General features: G+C 61.1%; 18 protein-coding genes. 16 read left to right on the top strand and 2 right to left on the bottom strand.

Annotated features, from left to right (window positions below; all coding sequences use genetic code 11):
• Positions 1-26 precede the first annotated feature (26 nt).
• Positions 27-1,325, top strand: a complete 1,299-nt coding sequence (gene argA, locus ACF8GF_RS11260) for an amino-acid N-acetyltransferase (protein WP_176682814.1) — start codon at positions 27-29, stop codon at positions 1,323-1,325.
• Positions 1,326-1,478: 153 nt separating this feature from the next.
• Here argA and ACF8GF_RS11265 read toward each other — a convergent pair whose 3' ends face one another.
• Positions 1,479-2,855 (bottom strand): glutamine synthetase family protein, encoded by a 1,377-nt coding sequence (locus tag ACF8GF_RS11265; RefSeq protein ID WP_021783548.1) that lies wholly within the window; start codon positions 2,853-2,855, stop codon positions 1,479-1,481.
• 574 nt (positions 2,856-3,429) lie between these two features.
• On the opposite strand from ACF8GF_RS11265, the gene ACF8GF_RS11270 reads away from it, so the two are divergent.
• The 7 genes from ACF8GF_RS11270 (at position 3,430) to ACF8GF_RS11300 (ending at position 11,737) form a co-directional block, all read left to right on the top strand.
• The gene (locus tag ACF8GF_RS11270; RefSeq protein ID WP_003253727.1) at positions 3,430-4,788 is read left to right on the top strand and encodes a glutamine synthetase family protein; all 1,359 of its coding nucleotides are present in this window, start codon (positions 3,430-3,432) and stop codon (positions 4,786-4,788) included.
• A gap of 48 nt (positions 4,789-4,836) precedes the next feature.
• Positions 4,837-6,198 (top strand): aspartate aminotransferase family protein, encoded by a 1,362-nt coding sequence (locus tag ACF8GF_RS11275; protein ID WP_176682813.1) that lies wholly within the window; start codon positions 4,837-4,839, stop codon positions 6,196-6,198.
• 168 nt (positions 6,199-6,366) lie between these two features.
• The gene (locus ACF8GF_RS11280) at positions 6,367-7,464 is read left to right on the top strand and encodes a polyamine ABC transporter substrate-binding protein (RefSeq protein WP_209969265.1); all 1,098 of its coding nucleotides are present in this window, start codon (positions 6,367-6,369) and stop codon (positions 7,462-7,464) included.
• Positions 7,465-7,620: 156 nt separating this feature from the next.
• The gene (locus tag ACF8GF_RS11285) at positions 7,621-8,715 is read left to right on the top strand and encodes a polyamine ABC transporter substrate-binding protein (RefSeq protein WP_176682811.1); all 1,095 of its coding nucleotides are present in this window, start codon (positions 7,621-7,623) and stop codon (positions 8,713-8,715) included.
• 72 nt (positions 8,716-8,787) lie between these two features.
• Positions 8,788-9,930, top strand: a complete 1,143-nt coding sequence (potA, locus tag ACF8GF_RS11290) for a polyamine ABC transporter ATP-binding protein (protein ID WP_021783552.1) — start codon at positions 8,788-8,790, stop codon at positions 9,928-9,930.
• Positions 9,927-10,847: an ABC transporter permease subunit gene (locus ACF8GF_RS11295; protein WP_176682810.1), complete on the top strand. Its 921-nt coding sequence runs from the start codon at positions 9,927-9,929 to the stop codon at positions 10,845-10,847. Before potA ends, ACF8GF_RS11295 begins: the two co-directional genes overlap by 4 nt.
• Positions 10,844-11,737, top strand: a complete 894-nt coding sequence (locus tag ACF8GF_RS11300) for an ABC transporter permease subunit (RefSeq protein ID WP_021783554.1) — start codon at positions 10,844-10,846, stop codon at positions 11,735-11,737. Before ACF8GF_RS11295 ends, ACF8GF_RS11300 begins: the two co-directional genes overlap by 4 nt.
• A 109-nt stretch (positions 11,738-11,846) precedes the next feature.
• Here ACF8GF_RS11300 and ACF8GF_RS11305 read toward each other — a convergent pair whose 3' ends face one another.
• The gene (locus tag ACF8GF_RS11305) at positions 11,847-12,302 is read right to left on the bottom strand and encodes a transposase (RefSeq protein ID WP_176682809.1); all 456 of its coding nucleotides are present in this window, start codon (positions 12,300-12,302) and stop codon (positions 11,847-11,849) included.
• 313 nt (positions 12,303-12,615) lie between these two features.
• On the opposite strand from ACF8GF_RS11305, the gene ACF8GF_RS11310 reads away from it, so the two are divergent.
• From ACF8GF_RS11310 to ACF8GF_RS11345, 8 genes are all read left to right on the top strand, one after another.
• Complete coding sequence (locus ACF8GF_RS11310) at positions 12,616-13,704, top strand: efflux RND transporter periplasmic adaptor subunit (RefSeq protein ID WP_209969279.1); 1,089 nt, start codon at positions 12,616-12,618, stop codon at positions 13,702-13,704.
• The gene (locus ACF8GF_RS11315) at positions 13,701-14,768 is read left to right on the top strand and encodes an efflux RND transporter periplasmic adaptor subunit (protein ID WP_176682807.1); all 1,068 of its coding nucleotides are present in this window, start codon (positions 13,701-13,703) and stop codon (positions 14,766-14,768) included. Before ACF8GF_RS11310 ends, ACF8GF_RS11315 begins: the two co-directional genes overlap by 4 nt.
• Positions 14,765-17,818 (top strand): efflux RND transporter permease subunit, encoded by a 3,054-nt coding sequence (locus tag ACF8GF_RS11320; RefSeq protein ID WP_392487772.1) that lies wholly within the window; start codon positions 14,765-14,767, stop codon positions 17,816-17,818. Before ACF8GF_RS11315 ends, ACF8GF_RS11320 begins: the two co-directional genes overlap by 4 nt.
• A gap of 233 nt (positions 17,819-18,051) precedes the next feature.
• Positions 18,052-18,234, top strand: a complete 183-nt coding sequence (gene oscA / locus ACF8GF_RS11325) for a sulfur starvation response protein OscA (RefSeq protein WP_021783559.1) — start codon at positions 18,052-18,054, stop codon at positions 18,232-18,234.
• 50 nt (positions 18,235-18,284) lie between these two features.
• The gene (locus ACF8GF_RS11330; protein ID WP_392487771.1) at positions 18,285-19,292 is read left to right on the top strand and encodes a sulfate ABC transporter substrate-binding protein; all 1,008 of its coding nucleotides are present in this window, start codon (positions 18,285-18,287) and stop codon (positions 19,290-19,292) included.
• Positions 19,293-19,364: 72 nt separating this feature from the next.
• A complete protein-coding gene (gene cysT, locus ACF8GF_RS11335) occupies positions 19,365-20,183 on the top strand; it encodes a sulfate ABC transporter permease subunit CysT (protein ID WP_010955699.1) in 819 nt (272 codons plus the stop codon).
• Positions 20,184-20,194: 11 nt separating this feature from the next.
• Positions 20,195-21,067, top strand: coding sequence for a sulfate ABC transporter permease subunit CysW (gene cysW / locus ACF8GF_RS11340; RefSeq protein ID WP_176682804.1), 873 nt, complete (start codon positions 20,195-20,197; stop codon positions 21,065-21,067).
• 3 nt (positions 21,068-21,070) lie between these two features.
• Positions 21,071-22,060 carry a sulfate/molybdate ABC transporter ATP-binding protein gene (locus tag ACF8GF_RS11345; RefSeq protein WP_003248965.1) on the top strand — a complete coding sequence of 330 codons (990 nt, stop codon included), beginning with the start codon at positions 21,071-21,073 and terminating at the stop codon, positions 22,058-22,060.
• Positions 22,061-22,146: the final 86 nt, after the last annotated feature.

The following is a 22,146-nucleotide window of genomic DNA, read 5'->3' on the forward strand; positions in this document are numbered from 1 at the left end:
CCGTCCACTTATCCACAGGCTCTGTCATGCCCGATTACGTCAACTGGCTGCGTCATGCATCCCCCTATATCAATGCCCATCGCGACTGCACCTTCGTGGTCATGCTCCCTGGCGATGGGGTGGAACACCCTAATTTCGGCAACATCGTCCACGACCTGGTGCTGCTGCACAGCCTCGGCGTGCGGCTGGTGCTGGTGCATGGTTCGCGCCCGCAGATCGAAAGCCGGCTGGCCGATCGCGGCCTGACCCCGCACTACCACCGGGGCATGCGTATTACTGATGCGGCTACCCTGGATTGCGTGATCGATGCCGTCGGCGCCCTGCGCCTGGCCATTGAAGCGCGGCTGTCGATGGACATCGCCGCTTCGCCCATGCAGGGCTCGCGCCTGCGCGTGGCGTCCGGCAACCTGGTCACCGCGCGGCCGATCGGTGTGCTCGAAGGCGTGGACTACCACCACACTGGCGAAGTGCGCCGGGTCGACCGCAAGGGCATCAGCCGCCTGCTCGACGAGCGCTCCATCGTGCTGTTGTCGCCCTTGGGCTACTCGCCTACCGGGGAAATCTTCAACCTGGCCTGCGAAGACGTGGCTACTCGCGCGGCCATCGAACTGGGCGCCGACAAACTGCTGTTGTTCGGCGCCGAGCCGGGCTTGTTGGACGCTGACGGTAGGCTGGTGCGCGAACTGCGCCCGCAGCAGGTTACCCCGCATCTGCAGCGTCTTGGCAGCGACTACCAGGGCGAACTGCTGGATGCTGCGGCCGAGGCCTGCAAAGGCGGTGTGGCGCGCAGCCATATCGTCAGCTATGCCGAGGACGGCGCGCTGCTCACCGAGCTGTTCACCCGTGGCGGTGGCGGTACGCTGGTGTCGCAGGAACAGTTCGAAGTGGTGCGCGAGGCGACTATCGAGGATGTGGGTGGCTTGCTGGAGTTGATCAGCCCGCTGGAAGAGCAGGGCATCCTGGTGCGCCGTTCACGCGAAGTGCTGGAGCGAGAGATCGAGCAGTTCAGCGTGGTCGAGCGCGAGGGCATGATTATCGCCTGTGCGGCGCTGTACCCGATTGCCGATTCCGAGGCCGGGGAGCTGGCTTGCCTGGCGGTGAACCCGGAGTACCGCCATGGCGGGCGTGGGGACGAGCTGCTGGAACGGATCGAGAGCCGGGCACGGCAGATGGGCTTGAGTACTTTGTTCGTGCTGACTACGCGCACGGCGCACTGGTTCCGCGAGCGCGGCTTTGCGCCGAGTGGGGTGGAGCGGCTGCCGGCGGCGCGGGCTTCGCTGTACAACTACCAGCGCAATTCGAAGATTTTCGAGAAGCCCCTGTAAGCCTGGGCCGCCCTCTTCGCGGGCTCGCCCGCTCCCACAGGGTAATTTCGAGGGCTGAATCCTATGGCTTACCTGTGGGAGCGGGCGTGCCCGCGAAGCAGGCGACACCGGTCTCAAACAAAAAACGCCGCCCTTGAGGGGCGGCGTTTTCGTTTACACGGTATGCAGGTACCAGTTGTACTCGAGGTCGGAGATCGAGTGCTCGAACTCTTCCAGCTCGCTTTCCTTGCACGCGACAAAGATGTCGATGTACTTCGGATCGATGTACTTGTTCAGGATCTCGCTGTCGTCCAGCTCGCGCAGGGCATCGCGCAGGTTGTTCGGCAGGCTCTGCTCCAGCTGCTCGTACGAGTTGCCTTCGATCGGCTCGCCCGGCTCGACCTTGTTGGTCAGGCCATGGTGCACGCCCGCCAGCACCGCAGCCATCATCAGGTACGGGTTGGCGTCGGCACCGGCCACGCGGTGCTCAATGCGCACGGCGTCCGCGGAGCCCGTTGGCACGCGCAGCGCCACGGTGCGGTTGTCCAGGCCCCAGCTCGGCGCGTTCGGCACGTAGAACTGCGCGCCAAAGCGGCGGTACGAGTTGACGTTCGGGCAAAGGAATGCCATGGACGCGGGCAGGGTCTCGAGCACACCGCCGACAGCGTGACGTAGCGCGGCGTTCTGCTCGGGATCCTCGCTGGTGAAGATGTTGTTGCCATCTTTGTCCAGCACGGAAATGTGCACGTGCAGGCCGTTGCCTGCCTGGCCCGGGTAGGGCTTGGCCATGAAGGTAGTGTCCATTTCATGGTCGTAGGCGATGTTCTTGATCAACCGCTTGAGCAGTACCGCGTAGTCGCAGGCCTTGAGCGGGTCGGCCACGTGGTGCAGGTTGACTTCGAACTGCGCCGGAGCGCTTTCCTTGACGATGGCGTCGGCCGGGATGCCTTGTTCTTTCGCGCCTTCGAGGATGTCCTGCAGGCAGTCGGCATATTCGTCGAGGTCGTCGATCAGGTACACCTGGGTCGACTGGGGGCGCTTGCCCGAAATTGGCGAGCGGGGTGGCTGCGGCCGGCCGTTCACGTTCTCCTGGTCGATCAGGTAGAACTCCAGTTCGAATGCGGCGCAGATAGTCAGGCCCAGTTCGTCGAACTTGGTCACCACCTGACGCAGCACTTCGCGCGGGTCGGCGAAGAACGGCTCGCCTTCCAGCTCGTGCATGGTCATCAGCAACTGGGCGGTGGGGCGTTTTTGCCACGGCTCGTTACAGAGCGTATCGGGAATGGGATAGCAGATGCGGTCAGCATCGCCGATGTCCAGGCCCAGCCCGGTGCTTTCGACGGTGGAGCCGTTGATGTCCAGGGCGAAGAGGGAAGCAGGCAGGTTGATGCCTTTCTCGTAAACCTTGTGGAGGCTGGTGCGCTCAATGCGCTTGCCACGCACCACACCATTCATATCTGCAATCAGAAGGTCAACGTAGAGAACCTCAGGATGTTCCTTAAGGAACGCGTTCGCTTCGTTAAGCTGAACGGCACGCGGGGGTACCGACATGATGCAACACCTTTGTTGTTAAAAATATCAATCAAGGGGGGCTTGCAAGACCAGTCAATCGAAAAGAGATACTGATGTCAAGCCAACCCCATGATGCCCTGAAATGGCACATCTACGGCAGATTTGCTGCATATCGGGGCAAACCATTATCCGCTATTTCCTGCGTAAAGGGCTATCTCCGGTACGCCGTGTTTTATTTTTTACGGAGGTGTTGTGTAAAAAAATGAACAAGGCTAAGCTCGGTCTCAACCCAGAACACAATAATACGAGGGTCACATGGTCCGCTTGCCGCGACCTGAAAGCACTGCCTGCGCAGTGCCATCGGGTACTTCCGTCGTTTTTGCAGGCTTCGTCAATGGCGTGGTCGCCCTGGCCGCAATAATTGACGTTTCGCGTTCCCGGACCGGTCCTCGCAGCGGCTTGCCGCCCTTCGCTTCGTCTTCCTGCCTTTTGAACTCATTACGGACACAGCTGATTTCAGTGTATCCACTGTGGCTCTGCGCGTGGGTTTTTGCTTTAGCAATCTACTCCATCCAGAATCAAGTCGTGGACCACCTTACCTCCTGAGGTATTTATGAGTAACAACCTCGACCAGCTCACCGATTGGTTGAAAGAGCACAAGATCACCGAAGTCGAATGCATGATCAGCGACCTGACCGGCATCACGCGCGGCAAGATTTCGCCAACCAACAAATTCATCGCCGAGAAAGGCATGCGGCTGCCCGAGAGCGTACTGCTGCAGACCGTGACCGGTGACTACGTCGACGACGACATCTATTACGAACTGCTCGACCCGGCAGACATCGACATGATCTGCCGCCCTGACGAGAACGCCGTGTTCCTCGTGCCGTGGGCCATCGAGCCGACCGCGCAGGTCATTCATGACACCTACGACAAGAAGGGCAACCCGGTCGAACTGTCGCCGCGCAACGTGCTGAAAAAAGTGCTCAAGCTTTACGCCGACAAGGGCTGGCAGCCGATCGTCGCCCCCGAGATGGAGTTCTATCTGACCAAGCGCAGCGAGGACCCGGACTTTCCGCTGCAGCCCCCGGTTGGCCGTTCCGGTCGCCCGGAAACCGGCCGTCAGTCGTTCTCGATCGAAGCGGCCAACGAATTCGACCCGCTGTTCGAAGACGTCTACGACTGGTGCGAGCTGCAGCAACTGGACCTCGACACGCTGATCCACGAAGACGGCACGGCGCAGATGGAAATCAACTTCCGTCACGGCGACGCCTTGCACCTGGCCGACCAGATCCTGGTGTTCAAGCGCACCATGCGCGAAGCGGCGCTCAAGCACAACGTGGCCGCCACTTTCATGGCCAAACCGATGACCGGCGAGCCAGGCAGTGCCATGCACCTTCACCAGAGCGTGGTCGACGTGGCGACCGGCAAGAACATCTTCAGCAATGAAGACGGCAGCATGAGCGAGCTGTTCCTCAACCACATTGGCGGCCTGCAGAAGTTCATCCCCGAGGCGCTGCCGCTGTTCGCGCCTAACGTCAACTCGTTCCGCCGTTTCCTGCCCGACACCTCGGCGCCGGTGAACGTGGAGTGGGGCGAAGAAAACCGCACCGTCGGCCTGCGCGTACCGGATGCCGGCCCGCAAAGCCGGCGCGTCGAGAACCGCCTGCCGGGCGCCGACGCCAACCCTTACCTGGCCATCGCCGCCAGCCTGCTGTGTGGCTACATCGGCATGGTCGAAGGTATCGAGGCCAGCGCGCCAGTGCAGGGGCGTGGTTACGAACGCCGCAACCTGCGCCTGCCCCTGACCATCGAAGACGCCCTGGAACGCATGGAAAACAGCCGTGCGCTGGTGCAGTACCTCGGCAAGAAATTCATTACCGGATATGTCGCCACCAAGCGCGCCGAGCACGAAAACTTCAAGCGCGTCATCAGTTCCTGGGAGCGTGAGTTCCTGCTGTTCGCTGTCTGATCAACCCTGGTGCCGCAGGAGCGCGGCGGTCCAATAACGGAGAAGCACATGAGCGTCAACAACCCGCAAACCCGTGAATGGCAAGCCCTGAGCGGGGAGCATCACCTCGCACCCTTCAGTGACTACAAGCAGCTGAAGGAGAAGGGGCCGCGCATCATCACCAAGGCCCAGGGTGTGCATTTGTGGGATAGCGAGGGGCACAAGATCCTCGACGGCATGGCCGGTCTATGGTGCGTGGCGGTCGGCTACGGCCGTGAAGAGCTGGTGCAGGCGGCGGAAAAACAGATGCGCGAGCTGCCGTACTACAACCTGTTCTTCCAGACCGCTCACCCACCTGCGCTCGAGCTGGCCAAGGCGATCACCGATGTGGCGCCGAAAGGTATGACCCATGTGTTCTTCACCGGCTCCGGCTCCGAAGGCAACGACACAGTGCTGCGCATGGTGCGTCACTACTGGGCGCTGAAGGGCAAACCGCACAAGCAGACCATCATCGGTCGTATCAACGGTTACCACGGCTCCACCTTCGCCGGTGCTTGCCTGGGTGGCATGAGCGGCATGCACGAGCAGGGTGGCTTGCCGATCCCGGGTATCGTTCACATCCCTCAGCCTTACTGGTTCGGCGAGGGCGGCGACATGACCCCTGACGAATTCGGTGTCTGGGCTGCCGAGCAGTTGGAGAAGAAGATCCTCGAAGTCGGCGAAGACAACGTCGCTGCCTTCATCGCCGAGCCGATCCAGGGCGCAGGTGGCGTGATCATCCCGCCGGAAACCTACTGGCCGAAGGTGAAGGAGATCCTCGCCAAGTACGACATCCTGTTCGTCGCCGACGAGGTGATCTGCGGCTTCGGCCGTACCGGCGAGTGGTTCGGTTCGGACTATTACGACCTCAAGCCCGACCTGATGACCATCGCGAAAGGCCTGACCTCTGGTTACATCCCCATGGGCGGTGTGATCGTGCGTGACACCGTGGCCAAGGTGATCAGCGAAGGCGGCGACTTCAACCACGGTTTCACCTACTCCGGCCACCCGGTGGCGGCCGCGGTGGGCCTGGAAAACCTGCGCATCCTGCGTGACGAGAAAATTGTCGAGAAGGCGCGCACAGATGCGGCACCGTATTTGCAAAAGCGTTTGCGCGAGCTGCAGGACCATCCACTGGTGGGTGAAGTACGCGGCCTGGGCATGCTGGGTGCGATCGAGCTGGTCAAGGACAAGGCCACCCGCAGCCGTTACGAGGGCAAGGGCGTGGGCATGATCTGTCGCACCTTCTGCTTCGAGAACGGCCTGATCATGCGTGCGGTGGGTGACACCATGATCATCGCGCCGCCGCTGGTAATCAGCCATGCGGAGATCGACGAACTGGTGGAAAAGGCACGCAAGTGCCTGGATCTTACCCTTGAGGCGATTCGATAAGCGTTTGCTAGGCTAGCGTTGTGACATTAAGCCGTTACATGGCCCTGCTTTCCTTGATACAGGGCCTTGTAACTTGCCAGACTAGCGGCTGTTTCAGTCGCCGCACGCTCTGCACCGTGGGTTCTGGCTGCTGGACAGTTGCTAAATAAAAATTCTGGAGCATTACGCATGAATAAAATGGGCAAAACGTTGCTGGCCGCCGCCCTGATGGGCGCCATGGCCTCCGCTGTTCAGGCTGAAGACAAAGTGTTGAACGTCTATAACTGGTCGGACTACATCGCTCCGGACACCATCGCCAAGTTCGAGAAGCAGACGGGTATCAAGGTCAAGTACGACGTCTTCGACAGCAACGAAACCCTGGAAGCCAAGCTGCTGGCAGGCAAGTCGGGCTATGACATCGTCGTGCCGTCGAACAACTTCCTGGCCAAGCAGATCAAGGCGGGTGTGTACGAGGAACTGGACCGTTCGAAACTGCCGAACTGGAAAAACCTCGACCCCGACCTGCTCAAGGCCGTTGGCGATGCCAGCGACAAGGGCAACAAGCATGCCTTCCCTTATATGTGGGGCTCGATCGGCATCGGCTACAACCCGGAGAAGGTCAAGGCTGCGCTGGGCGTGGACAAGATCGACTCGTGGGACGTGGTGTTCAAGCCTGAGAACATCGCCAAGCTCAAGAGCTGCGGCGTGAGCTTCCTCGACGCCCCGACCGAAATGCTCCCGGCTGCGCTGCACTACCTCGGCAAGCCGACCGACAGCACCAAGAAAGAAGACCTGAAGGCCGCCGAGGACCTGTTCCTCAAGATCCGTCCTTCGATCACCTACTTCCACTCGTCCAAGTACATTGGCGATATGGCCAACGGCAACATCTGTGTAGCCGTCGGTTACTCGGGTGACCTGGAGCAATCCAAGGCCCGTGCCCATGAAGCGGGCGACAAGGTCAAAGTGGACTACGTCATTCCGAAGGAAGGTGCCGGGACCTTCTACGACATGGTCGCCATCCCGAAAGATGCCGAGCATAAAGACGCTGCCTACCAGTTCATGAACTTCCTGATGCAGCCGGAAATCATGGCTGAAATCACCAACGCCGTGCGCTTCCCGAACGGTAACGCTGCTGCTACCCAGTTCGTGGACAAAGACATCACCAGCGACCCGAGCATCTACCCGCCTGCCGAAGTGAAGAAGCAGCTGTACGCGATCGCTGCGCCTGACGCTTCTGTGCAGCGAGTGATCACCCGCAGCTGGACGAAGATCAAGTCGGGCAAGTAAGTCCGATGCGACAGCTCTGGGCCGGTTTTTTCGGCCCAGAGCCATTGAAAGGTAATTGATGATTGCGGCATCGAAGCTGCGAAGTTAAGTTGCGCGCCGGTTTTGCGTGTGCGGCAGCATTGTCGCTACCCAGGCACTGATTGTGAGGACCCCCACTTGTCTATTTCTGTATTCCGCAAGGCCTTGATGGCCGGCGCGGGCCTGACGCTGGCATGCAGCGTCCAAGCGGCGCCGACGGTGCACTTCTATAACTGGTCCGACTACATCGGCCCGACCACACTCGCGGACTTCGAGAGCGCCACGGGCATCAAGTCTGTGCAAGACGTGTTCGACTCCAACGAAACCCTGGAAGGCAAGCTGCTGGCCGGTAACACCGGTTATGACGTGGTGGTGCCGTCCAACCATTTCCTCGGCAAGCAGATCAAGGCGGGCGCGTTCCAGAAGCTCGACAAGCACCTGCTGCCCAACTATTCCAACCTCGACCCGGCATTGATGAAGCGCCTGGAAAAGAACGACCCGGGTAACCAGTACGCGGTGCCTTATCTGTGGGGCACCAACGGCATCGGTTACAACGTCGACAAGGTCAAGGCTGCGCTGGGCGTGGATACCATCGACTCCTGGGCCGTGCTGTTCGAGCCCGAAAACATGAAGAAGCTCTCCAAGTGCGGTGTGGCCTTCCTCGACTCGGCGGACGAAATGCTGCCAGCGGTGCTCAACTACATGGGCCTCAACCCGAACAGCACCGACCCCAAGGATTACGCCAAGGCCGAGCAGAAGCTGCTGGCGGTGCGCCCGTACGTGACCTACTTCCACTCGTCCAAGTACATCACCGACCTGGCCAACGGCGACATCTGCGTCGCGGCAGGTTTCTCGGGTGATGTGTTCCAGGCCAAGGCCCGCGCTGAAGAAGCGAAGAAGGGCGTGAACCTGGCCTACGCCATTCCCAAGGAAGGCGGCAACCTCTGGTTCGACGTGCTGGCGATCCCCAAGGACGCCAAGAACGTCAAAGAGGCGCATGCCTTCATCAACTATTTGCTGAAACCTGAGGTTATCGCCCAGGTCAGTGATTACGTCGGTTACGCCAACCCGAACCCCAAGGCTGGCGACCTGATGGACCAGGCCGTGAGGACTGACGCTGCGGTTTACCCACCGCAGGAAGTGCTGAACAAGATGTTCGTGAACTCAGAGTTGCCACCCAAGGTGCAACGGCTGATGACCCGTAGCTGGACCAAGGTCAAGTCGGGCAAGTAAAAAATCCAGACCCGCGGCGGCCTCTGCAGGTCTGGCCGCGCGGGCACAAAAATCTTGTTGGGAGTTTCACTCATGGCAGTTGCCTCCGGTGCCTATAAAAAAGCCCTCGAGGGTGACCAGCAACCCAAGCAGGTGCTGGTCAAGATCGACCGGGTCACGAAAAAGTTCGACGAAACGGTAGCCGTGGACGATGTGTCCCTGGAAATTCGCAAGGGTGAGATCTTCGCCTTGCTGGGTGGCTCCGGTTCCGGCAAGTCTACCTTGCTGCGCATGCTGGCCGGCTTCGAGCGCCCTAGCGAAGGTCGGATCTTCCTCGATGGCGTCGACATCACCGACATGCCGCCCTACGAGCGGCCGATCAACATGATGTTCCAGTCCTACGCACTGTTCCCGCACATGACCGTGGCACAGAACATCGCCTTCGGCCTGCAGCAGGACAAGCTGCCCAAGGCCGAGATCGATGCGCGCGTGGCCGAGATGCTCAAACTGGTGCACATGACCCAGTACGCCAAGCGCAAGCCGCACCAGTTGTCGGGCGGCCAGCGTCAGCGTGTGGCGTTGGCCCGCTCGCTGGCCAAGCGCCCCAAGCTGTTGCTGCTCGACGAGCCAATGGGGGCACTGGACAAGAAACTGCGTTCGCAGATGCAGCTGGAGCTGGTCGAGATCATCGAGCGCGTGGGTGTGACCTGCGTGATGGTGACCCATGACCAGGAAGAGGCCATGACCATGGCCCAGCGCATCGCCATCATGCACCTGGGCTGGATCGCCCAGATCGGCTCGCCAGTGGACATCTACGAGACACCTACCAGCCGCCTGGTGTGCGAGTTCATCGGTAACGTCAACCTGTTCGAAGGTGACGTGGTCGATGACGCCGAAGGCTACGCGATCATTGCCAGCCCGGAACTGGAGCGCAAGATCTACGTGGGCCACGGCATCACCACTTCGGTTGAAGACAAGCACATCACCTACGCCCTGCGCCCGGAGAAACTGCTGGTAACCACCAAGCAGCCCGAGTTCGAGCACAACTGGTCGCGCGGCAAGGTGCACGATATCGCCTACCTGGGTGGCCACTCTGTGTTCTATGTGGAACTGCCGAGCGGCAAGGTCGTCCAGTCGTTCGTCGCCAACGCCGAGCGCCAGGGTGCCCGTCCTACCTGGGGCGATGAAGTGTACGTATGGTGGGAAGACGACAGCGGCGTGGTACTGCGGTCATGAAACTGCGCAAGCTCAAGCGAGCCTTCCAGCGTCTGGTCCCGGAGGGGCGGCATCTGGTGATCGGCGTGCCGTTCATCTGGCTGTTCCTGTTCTTCATGCTGCCGTTCTTCATCGTCCTGAAGATCAGTTTTGCCGAAGCTGATGTGGCAATTCCGCCGTATACCGAGATCTACACCTACGTCGAAGACAAGGTCCAACTGGTCCTCAACCTGGCCAACTACGGGCTGTTGACCGAGGATGATCTGTACCTTGCGGCCTACCTGGGTTCGTTGAAGATGGCCTTCTTCAGCACCCTGCTGTGCCTGCTGATCGGCTTCCCGATGGCCTACTCCATTGCCAATGCCAAGAAGGAGACCCAGACGGTCCTGCTGTTGCTGATCATGATGCCCACCTGGACCGCGATCCTGATCCGCGTCTATGCCTGGATGGGTATCCTCAGCAACAACGGCCTGCTCAACGGTTTCCTGCTGTGGACCGGGTTGATCGACCAGCCGTTGCAGATCCTCAACACCAACCTGGCGGTATACATCGGCGTGGTCTATTCGTACCTGCCGTTCATGATCCTGCCGCTGTTCGCCAACCTGGTGAAGCATGACCCGAGCCTGCTCGAAGCTGCATCCGACCTGGGTTCGAGCACCTTCAACAGCTTCTGGAAGATCACGGTACCGCTGTCGAAAAACGGCATCATCGCCGGCTGCATGCTGGTGTTCATTCCGGTGGTGGGCGAGTTCGTGATCCCGGAACTGCTGGGCGGTCCGGAAACCCTGATGATCGGTAAAGTGCTGTGGCAGGAGTTCTTCAACAACCGTGACTGGCCGGTGGCATCTGCCCTGGCGGTGGTAATGCTGGCGATCCTGATCGTGCCGATCCTGCTGTTCAACCGTAGCCAGGCCAAAGAGATGGAGGGCCGCGCATGAAACGCTTCAGTTTCTCCAAGCTGATGCTGGTGCTCGGCTTGCTGTTCATCTACCTGCCGATGCTGATCCTGGTGATCTACTCGTTCAACGCCTCCAAGCTGGTGACGGTGTGGGGGGGCTGGTCGATCAAGTGGTACGTCGGCCTGCTCGACAACACCCAGCTGATGGGTTCGGTGATGCGCTCGCTGGAAATCGCCTGCTACACGGCGGTGGCAGCGGTGGCACTAGGTACCCTGGCAGCCTTCGTACTGACCCGTGTCACCCGCTTCAAGGGCCGCACGCTGTTCGGTGGCCTGGTCACTGCGCCGCTGGTAATGCCCGAAGTGATCACCGGTCTGTCGCTGTTGCTGCTGTTCGTGGCCATGGCGCAGTCGATCGGCTGGCCCCAGGAGCGTGGGGTCGTCACCATCTGGATTGCCCACACTACGTTCTGTGCGGCGTACGTCGCGGTGGTGGTGTCGGCTCGCCTGCGTGAGCTGGACCTGTCGATCGAGGAAGCGGCGATGGACCTGGGTGCCAAGCCGTGGAAGGTGTTCTTCCTGATCACCATCCCGATGATCGCACCGTCGCTGGCGGCGGGCGGCATGATGTCGTTCGCCCTGTCGCTGGACGATCTGGTACTGGCCAGCTTCGTGTCCGGTCCGGGTTCTACCACCTTGCCAATGGAAGTATTCTCGGCGGTGCGCCTGGGTGTGAAACCGGAGATCAACGCCGTGGCCAGCCTGATCTTGCTGTCGGTATCGCTGGTGACCTTCTTCGTCTGGTACTTCAGCCGCCAGGCCGAAGAGCGTCGTCGCAAGGCGATTCAGCAGGCGATCGAAGAGGGTGCTGCGGCCAACGCTTCGCAGCCGCAGGTCAAGCGCTCGGCGCAGGTGGCTGCGTCGGCCTGACCCGGCCCTTTCGCGGGCACGCCCGCTCCCACAGTCGTAGTGCACAACCTTTAAAATGTGCGCGGTCGCTGTGGGAGCGGGTTTACCCGCGAATTCCCCCAGCACACATTCAAAGCCAGACTGCATCCCAGTGTGGATAGTCCCTGACACTTTTTGCCAAGCCGGCCCGCAACGGGTTGGCAACTATGTATCTGGCGACATGCACTATGCTTTCCTCCCTTCTCAGTGCCCGGTCCTGATATCCAGGCTGCCATACCGGATGATGCTCAACCCCTGCTTGATGTAACGCGAGACTGGACCTGGACTTGAACCTGCGCATCAAGGTATCCAGCGTTGCTCCTTTCAATTCGATCAGCCAATGCAGATGGTCGGGCATCAACACCCAGGCCAGTGAACGGCAGGCTTGTTCCTGATCGGATTGCCGCAATTGATGAATGACCAAGCGTGCATGGTGGAATTCATCGAATAGCGGCTTGCGCTGATGGGTAGCGGTGGTCAGCAGATAGAGTCTGCCGAGCTCTGAATAGCGACCACGACGAAGCAGATGGGATTGAGCCCTGGGCATCAGGTTCTTCCTTGCAAACAGATGACCTCCCAAAGGTAGTAACTGTGATGCCTGCGCAATGAAGTGGATGGTTTCTGGATATGGCAGAGGTTATATGTACCTGTACTGGCCCATTCGCGGGTGAACCCGCTCCCACAGGTACTGCACAGAATTCAGCATAGGCACGATCTCTGTGGGAGCGGGTTCACCCGCGAAGAGGCCCGCACCGGCTGTGATAATGCCGGAATGATCCCCGCCAGTGATGTTTATCGAACCCTGAACTACGCTCACAGTCGCATCCCACAAATCATTTGTGCGCAAGCAAGGAGCCAGCATGGCGTTGATGCCTCCGCTGTCGGTCGTCTGTCTGGGGTTGTTGTACATGCTCACCGGCTGTAGCAAGGAAGAGGTCCCCGAGACGCTGCCTCGGGTGGGTGTGCAGCAGGTACAACCCACCGATTTCGCTGCCAGGGTCACCCTGACCGGCGACGTACAGGCGCGGGTGCAGACCGATTTGTCATTCCGCGTCGGCGGCAAGATCATTTCGCGTAGCGTCGACGTGGGCGATCACGTGAAGGCCAACCAGGTGCTGGCCCGGCTCGACCCGAAAGACCTGCAGAACAATGTCGACTCGGCCAAGGCCGAAGTGTTCGCCGCGCAGGCGCGGGTCACCCAGACCAGCGCAGCCTTCGTGCGCCAGCAAAAACTGCTGCCCAAGGGCTACACCAGCCAGAGCGAATACGATGCTGCCGAGGCCGCGCTGCGCAGCAACCAGAGCGCGCTCAAGGCCGCCCAGGCGCAACTGGCCAATGCCAACGAGCAACTCAGCTACACCGCACTGGTCTCCGAGGCTGCCGGGGTAATCACCGAGCGCCAGGCCGAGGTTGGCCAGGTGGTGCAGGCGACCATGCCGATCTTCAGCCTGGCCGTCGATGGCGACCGCGATGCGGTGTTCAACGTTTATGAATCCTTGTTGGTGGCACCGCCCAGCGATGCCGGGGTAGTCGTGAGCCTGCTGGACGATCCCAAGGTCCAGGCCCGTGGCTTCGTGCGAGAAATCACCCCCACCGTGTCCGCGCAAAGCGGCACCGTGCAGGTCAAGGTGGGGCTCAAGGACGTGCCGCCCGGGATGCAGTTGGGGGCACCGGTTACTGCCACCACCAATGCCCAGGGCCGGCCCAGCGTCGAGCTGCCTTGGTCGGCGCTGACCAAGGCCCTGCATGAGCCTGCCGTGTGGGTGGTGGGCGAGGGCGACAAGGTGGAACTGCGCAAAGTCGAGATCCGCCGTTACCTCACCGGCAAGATCGTGATCGCCAGCGGCCTGAAAGGCGGTGAGACCGTGGTGGTCAACGGTGGCCAGTTGCTGCACCCCGGCATGCAGGTGCAGAAAGTCGACGCCAAGGCCCCAGGGGGTGAGCTATGAAGCGTCTGCTGCTGATGCTGTCGGCCGGTGTGCTGCTGGTTGGTTGCAGTAGCGAAGAAGAGGCTCCAGAGGCGATCCGGCCAGTGCTGTCGGTCAAGGTGGAACCTCAGGTGCAGTCGCAGCTGGGCCGCTTCGCCGGCAGTATCCAGGCGCGCTTCGAAAGCACTTTGGGCTTCCGGGTTTCCGGGCGTATTGCCCGGCGCTGGCTGGACGTCGGGGCCCAGGTGAAACCGGGCGACACCTTGGCCACCCTGGACCCGACCGACCAGCAAAACCAGCTGCGCGCTGCCGAAGGCGATCTGGCCAAGGTGCAGGCACAGTGGATCAACGCCCAGGCCGATGCCCGTCGCCAGCAGCAGTTGTATGACCGTGGGGTTGGCGCCCAGGCACAGCTGGATATCGCCCAGACCAACCTGAAAACCACCAGCGCAGCGTTGGAACAGGCCCGCTCCGCCGTCAGCCAGGCCCGTGATCAGCTCGACTACAGCACCCTGCGTTCCGATCACGCTGCCGTGATTACCGCGTGGCAGGCCGAAGCCGGGCAAACTGTAACCGCTGGTCAAGCCGTGGTGACCCTGGCCCGGCCGGACGTGAAGGAAGCGGTCATCGACCTGCCGATCGATCTGGCCGAGCAGTTGAGCAAAGACCTGACCTTCACTGTTGCCTCGCAACTGGACCCGACCATCAACACCACAGCGAGCCTGCGCGAACTGGAGCCTCAGGCTGATGCCACCACCCGTACCCGCCGTGCTCGCCTGACCCTGGCCAGCACACCGGCGGCCTTCCACCTCGGCACCTCCATCAGTGTGACCCTTAGCTCGGAAGTGTCCCCGCGCAGCGAACTGCCCCTGAGTGCCTTGCTTGAGCGTGACGGCAAGACCCAGGTGTGGGTGATCGATACGCAACACAAGACCGTGGCCACCCGTGACGTAGCGCTGATCGACCGCACCGCTGACAGCATCGTACTGAGCTCCGGCGTGCAGCCCGGTGAACGCGTGGTCACAGCCGGCGTCAACAGCCTCAAGCCTGGCCAGAAGGTCACCTTCGACGAGGATGCGCAATGAAAGGAAGCTTCAACCTGTCCGACTGGGCACTCAAGCATCAATCGTTCGTCTGGTACCTGATGTTCGTTAGCCTGTTGATGGGGATTTTTTCCTACTTCAACCTGGGCCGCGAGGAAGACCCGTCGTTCACCATCAAGACCATGGTCATCCAGACCCGCTGGCCCGGTGCGACTCAGGACGAAACCCTGTACCAGGTTACCGACCGCATCGAGAAGAAGCTCGAAGAACTCGACTCGCTCGACTACACCAAAAGCTACACCCGCCCCGGCGAGTCCACGGTCTACGTGTACCTTCGCGATACCACCAAGGCCAAGGACATTCCGGATATCTGGTACCAGGTGCGCAAGAAGATCCAGGACATTCGTGGCGAATTTCCCGCCGGTATTCAGGGGCCGGGCTTCAACGACGAATTCGGTGATGTATTCGGCTCGATCTATGCCTTTACCGCTGACGGCCTGACCCTGCGCCAACTGCGGGACTACGTGGAACAGGCACGGGCCGAGGTCCGCGATGTACCCAACATCGGCAAGATCGAGCTGGTCGGCACCCAGGACGAAGTGCTGTACCTGAACTTCTCCACCCGCAAGCTGGCAGCCCTGGGTATTGATCAGCGCCAGGTGATGCAGGCACTTCAAGCGCAGAATGCGGTGACGCCGGCCGGCATGATCGAGGCCGGCCCGGAGCGCATCTCGGTGCGTACGTCCGGGCAGTTTGCCTCGGAAAAAGACCTGCAATCCGTCAACTTGAGGATCAACGACCGCTTCTTCCGCCTGGCCGATATCGCCGACATCGAGCGCGGCTACGTCGACCCGCCTTCGCCAATGTTCCGTTACAACGGCCAGACAGCCATTGGCCTCGCCATCGGCATGAAGGCCGGCGGCAACATTCAGGTGTTCGGTGCGGCGTTGAAAAAGCGCATGGACCAGGTGGTCCAGGACCTGCCGGTGGGTGTGGGTGTACACACCGTTTCTGACCAGGCCGTGGTGGTCAAGCAGGCGGTCGGCGGTTTCACCAGCGCGTTGTTCGAGGCGGTGGTGATCGTGCTGGCCGTGAGTTTTGTCAGTCTTGGCGTGCGCGCCGGGCTGGTGGTGGCCTGCTCGATCCCGCTGGTGCTGGCCATGGTGTTCGTGTTCATGGAGTACAGCGGCATCACCATGCAGCGGATTTCGCTGGGCGCGCTGATCATTGCGCTTGGCCTGCTGGTGGACGATGCGATGATTACCGTGGAGGTAATGGTCACGCGGCTGGAGATGGGCGAAAGCAAGGAGCAGGCGGCGACGTTCGCCTACACCTCCACAGCCTTCCCCATGCTTACCGGCACCTTGGTGACCGTGGCCGGGTTCGTGCCTATCGGCCTCAACGCCAGCTCTGCGGGTGAATACACCTTTACCCTGTTCGCGGTGATCGCCGTGGCCCTGATCGTGTCGTGGGTGGTGGCGGTTTTCTTCGCGCCGGTGCTTGGGGTGCATATTCTCAAAAGCGACAACCTCAAGGCCCACGAGGCTGAGCCTGGCCGGGTCGGGCGGGCATTTGAAGGCGGGTTGCTGTGGTGCATGCGCAACCGCTGGTTGACCATCATCGGCACCGTGGTGCTGTTCGCCCTGTCGATCTTCTGCATGCGTTTTGTGCAGAACCAGTTTTTCCCGTCCTCGGACCGCCCGGAAATTCTCGTCGACCTCAACCTGCCGCAGAACGCTTCGATCGAGGAGACGCGCAAGGTGGTCGACCGCTTCGAGGCGCGGATCAAGGACGACCCGGACCTGGTGCACTGGAGTACCTACATTGGCCAAGGCGCGATCCGCTTCTACCTGCCCCTCGATCAGCAGTTGCAGAACCCGTACTACGCGCAGCTGGTGATTGTCAGCAAGGGCTTCGAAGAGCGTCAGGCCTTGATGGACCGCCTGCAGAAGATCCTGCATGAAGAATTCGTCGGTGTCGGCACCAACGTGCAATCGCTGGAGATGGGCCCGCCAGTGGGCCGGCCGATCCAGTACCGGGTCAGCGGTGCCGACATCGACCAAGTACGCAAACACGCCATTGAGCTGGCCACCTTGCTCGACCAGAACGAGCACATCGGCGAGATGATCTACGACTGGAACGAGCCGGGTAAGGTGCTGCGCGTGGAAATTGCACAGGACAAGGCACGCCAGCTGGGCCTGTCGTCCGAAGATGTTGCCAATGTGATGAACAGCATCGTCAGTGGCGTGCAGATCACCCAGGTCAACGACAACATCTACCTGGTCGATGTGGTCGCCCGCGCCGAAGACAGCGAGCGTGGCTCGCCTGATACTCTGCAGAACCTGCAAATTCTTACCCCTAACGGCACCTCGATCCCACTGCTGTCGTTCGCCACCGTGCGCTACGAGCTGGAGCAGCCACTGGTATGGCGACGCGACCGCAAGCCAACCATCACCATCAAGGCCTCGGTCAACGGCGACATCCAGCCCACCGACCTGGTGGCCCAGTTGAAGCCGAAAATTGACGAGTTCGCCAGCAAGCTGCCGGTCGGTTACGAAGTGGCCACGGGTGGTACGGTTGAAGAAAGCAGCAAGGCCCAGGGGCCGATCGCCAAGGTCATCCCACTGATGCTGTTCCTGATGGCGACCTTCCTGATGATCCAGTTGCACAGCGTGCAGAAGCTGTTCCTGGTGGTCAGCGTGGCGCCGCTGGGCCTGATTGGTGTAGTGCTGGCGTTGGTGCCCACGGGGACGCCGATGGGCTTCGTGGCGATCCTCGGCATCCTTGCGCTGGCGGGCATCATCATTCGTAACTCGGTGATTCTGGTGACCCAGATAGACGAGTTCGAAGCCCACGGCCTGTCGCCGTGGGATGCGGTGGTGGAGGCCACCAACCACCGGCGCCGGCCGATCCTGCTGACGGCGGCGGCGGCGAGCCTGGGCATGATCCCGATTGCCCGCGAGGTGTTCTGGGGCCCCATGGCCTACGCCATGATTGGCGGGATCATCGTGGCGACCTTGCTGACGCTGCTGTTCCTGCCGGCGCTGTACGTGGCCTGGTACAAGATTCGCGAGCCGCAGAAACACTCCTGAAGGCCCATATGGCCCCCTGTAGGAGCGGGTTTACCCGCGAATGCGATGGTGCATCCACCACCGTATTCGCGGGTAAACCCGCTCCTACAAGGGGCGTGCGCTTTAAAAAGGTTATATAAAAATTCTTAAACAGTATTTTTAAGAATAACTGCGCCTCACTACTATTGCCCTCAAGCCAGGCGCAACCCCCCTTCAAACCTCTGCCCGGCGCCCTCACTCCAAGGAGAACGAGCATGAGTGCATCTCTGCGCAGCATCGACGGCCAGGACGAAGCCACCCTCTTGCGTGAAATTCAGAGCGCCTTGCGCGACCTGCGTTTCGGTGCGGTGGAGATCACCGTGCACAACGCTCAGGTCGTACAGATCGAGCGCAAGGAGAAGTTCCGCCTGCAACAGCCCGGCAACAAGCCCGGCTGATCTGCGGCGCAACATCCAAAACTGGAAAAATGCCATTCGGGAGCTTCACCATGTCCATCCGCCGTTATGCGCTCGCCGCCCTGGCCAGTGCTGTTTTTGCCGGTTCCGCCATCGCCAAGGACTACGAACTGCTCAACGTGTCCTACGACCCGACCCGTGAGCTTTACCAGCAGTACAACGCCGAGTTCATCAAACACTGGCAACAGGCCCACCCGGGTGACAAGGTGAAAGTCCAGCAATCCCATGGGGGTTCGGGCAAGCAGGCCCGTGCTGTGATCGATGGCCTGCGCGCCGACGTGGTGACCCTGGCCCTGGCCGGCGACATCGACGAAGTGGCCAAGCTTGGCAAGACCCTGCCCGAGAACTGGCAGACCCGCCTGCCTGACGCCAGCACCCCGTACACCTCGACCATCGTGTTCCTGGTGCGCAAGGGCAACCCGAAAGGCATCAAGGACTGGGGCGACCTGATCAAGAAGGACGTCTCGGTCATCACCCCAAACCCGAAGACCTCTGGCGGTGCGCGCTGGAACTTCCTCGCGGCGTGGGCCTACGGCCTGAAGGCCGGCGGTAGCGAAGAGAAGGCCAAGGCGTATGTGCAGGAGCTGTTCAAGCACGTCCCGGTGCTGGATACCGGCGCCCGTGGTTCGACCATCACCTTCGTCAACAATGGCCAGGGCGACGTGTTGCTGGCCTGGGAAAACGAGGCCTTCCTGGCCCTGAAGGAAGACGGTGGTGCCGATAAGTTCGACATTGTCGTGCCGTCGCTGTCGATCCTGGCCGAGCCGCCAGTGGCCGTGGTCGACAAGAACGCCGAGCGCAAGGGCAATACCGAGATTGCCAGCGAATACCTCAAGCACCTGTACAGCCCGGCCGGGCAGAAGATTGCCGCCGAGAACTTCTACCGCCCGCGTGACGAGAAAGTCGCTGCGGAGTTCGGCAAGCAGTTCCCGAAACTGGACCTGGTGACCATCGACAAGGACTTTGGTGGGTGGAAGGCTGCACAACCGAAATTCTTCAATGATGGCGGTGTGTTCGACCAGATCTATCAGGCACAGTAAGGGCCCCAAGATTCAGAAGCCTGCACTGGCCCGGAAACTCTCCGGGCCAAGTGCGTTCAACCAGGGATATTTATGTCACGTCGCATCTCCCCCGTCATACCCGGCTTCGGGCTGACGCTGGGCTACACCTTGGTGTACCTCAGCCTGATCGTGCTGATACCGCTGGCGGCCATGTTCATTCATGCCTCGCAGCTGACCTTCGAGCAGTTCTGGAACATCATCAGTGCGCCGCGGGTGATCGCCGCGCTCAAGCTGAGTTTCGGCACCGCCCTGTTCGCCGCCATCATCAACGGTGTGATCGGTACCCTGCTGGCCTGGGTGCTGGTGCGCTACACCTTCCCCGGACGCAAGATCATCGATGCCATGATCGACCTGCCGTTCGCCTTGCCCACCGCGGTTGCCGGTATCGCCCTGACGGCCCTGTACGCGCCGCAGGGCTGGGTCGGCCAGTTCGCCACCGACCTGGGCTTCAAGATCGCCTACACCCCGCTGGGCATCACCCTGGCACTGACCTTCGTGACCTTGCCGTTCGTGGTGCGCACGGTGCAGCCGGTACTGGCCGACATCCCGCGTGAAGTGGAAGAAGCTGCAGCCTGCCTGGGGGCCAAACCACTGCAGGTGTTCCGCCACATCCTGGCACCGGCCCTGCTGCCGGCATGGCTCACCGGCTTCGCCCTGGCCTTCGCCCGTGGCGTAGGCGAGTACGGTTCGGTGATCTTCATTGCCGGCAACATGCCGATGAAGACCGAGATCCTGCCGCTGCTGATCATGGTCAAGCTCGACCAGTACGACTACACCGGCGCGACCGCCATCGGCGTGCTGATGCTGGTGGTTTCCTTCATCCTGCTGCTGCTGATCAACCTGCTGCAGCGCCGCATCGAAACCCCTTGAAGGAGGCCGGCATGTCCAGTTCATCCCTGAGTGCAAGTGCCGCAGCCAACGCCGCCCGCCGTGGCAGTGCCACGGCGCGGCGTATCCTGATCGGCCTTGGCTGGCTGGTGTTCACCCTGTTCCTGCTGCTGCCGCTGGTGATCGTGGTATCCCAGGCGCTGAAGAACGGTTTTGGCACCTTCTTCGAGGCGATTTTCGAACCCGATGCGTTGTCGGCGCTGAAGCTAACCCTGCTCGCCGTGGTTATCTCGGTGCCGCTCAACCTGGTATTTGGCGTAAGCGCCGCCTGGTGCGTGAGCAAGTACACCTTCCGTGGCAAGAGCATCCTGGTCACCCTGATCGACCTGCCGTTCTCGGTCTCGCCCGTGATCGCCGGCCTGGTCTACGTGCTGATGTTCGGCGCACAAGGCCTGTTCGGGCCGTGGCTGCAGGACCACGATATCCAGATCGTGTTCGCCCTGCCGGGCATTGTCCTGGCGACTATTTTCGTTACCGTACCGTTCGTGGCCCGTGAGCTGATCCCGCTGATGCAGGAGCAGGGCACGCAAGAGGAGGAAGCTGCACGGCTGCTCGGTGCCAACGGCTGGCAGATGTTCTGGCACGTCACCCTGCCGAACATCAAATGGGGCCTGATTTATGGCGTGGTGCTGTGTACCGCGAGGGCCATGGGCGAATTCGGCGCGGTGTCGGTGGTGTCGGGCCATATCCGTGGCGTGACCAACACCTTGCCGCTGCATGTGGAGATCCTCTACAACGAGTACAACCACGTCGCGGCCTTCAGCGTGGCCAGCCTGTTGCTGATCCTGGCGCTCTTCATCCTGCTGCTCAAGCAGTGGAGCGAGAACCGTATTAACCGCCTGCGCCACAGCGCCGCGGAGGAATGATTCATGTCGATCGAAGTTCGTAACGTCAGCAAGCGCTTCAACAGTTTCCAGGCCCTGAACGCTATCAACCTGGACATCAACAGCGGCGAGCTGGTGGCCTTGCTCGGCCCATCCGGCTGCGGCAAGACCACCCTGCTGCGCATCATTGCCGGCCTGGAAACCCCGGACCAGGGCAACATCGTGTTCCACGGCGAGGACGTTTCCGGCCATGACGTGCGTGACCGTAACGTCGGGTTCGTGTTCCAGCACTACGCGCTGTTCCGCCACATGAGCGTGTTCGACAACGTCGCCTTCGGCCTGCGCATGAAGCCCAAGGGCGAGCGCCCGAGCGAGAGCAAGATTGCCGAGAAGGTGCATGAGCTGCTGAACATGGTGCAACTGGACTGGCTGTCCGATCGCTACCCTGAGCAGCTTTCCGGTGGCCAGCGTCAGCGTATCGCCCTGGCCCGCGCCCTGGCGGTGGAGCCGAAGGTGCTGCTGCTGGACGAGCCATTCGGTGCGCTGGATGCCAAGGTGCGCAAGGAGTTGCGTCGCTGGCTGGCGCGGCTGCACGAGGATATCAACCTGACGTCGGTATTCGTTACCCACGACCAGGAAGAAGCCATGGAAGTAGCCGACCGCATCGTGGTGATGAACAAGGGCGTGATCGAGCAGATCGGCTCGCCGGGTGAGGTGTACGATCAGCCGGCCAACGATTTCGTCTACCACTTCCTGGGGGACTCCAACCGCCTTGCCCTGAGCGAGGGCCACCACGTGTTGTTCCGCCCGCACGAGGTATCGCTGTCGCGGCATGAGACCGAAGGGCACCACGCGGCCGAGGTGCGCGACATTAGGCCGTTGGGCGCGACCACGCGGGTAACCCTGAAGGTGGAAGGGCAGAGCGAGCTGATCGAGGCCGAGGTGGTGAAAGACCATGACAGCCTGACCGGGTTGGCGCGGGGGGAAACGTTGTTCTTCCGGCCGAAGGTGTGGCAGAAGGTGGCGGATATCTGAGTCGCACAAGATTAAGAGAACCCGGGCATGGTCCCGGGTTTTTCTTACCTGAAAGGTGGACGGGGCGGTTATGCAGCCCTTTACGC

Origin of the sequence: Pseudomonas sp. yb_5, from assembly GCF_043103865.1 — a bacterium.
Lineage (GTDB): Bacteria > Pseudomonadota > Gammaproteobacteria > Pseudomonadales > Pseudomonadaceae > Aquipseudomonas > Aquipseudomonas putida_Y.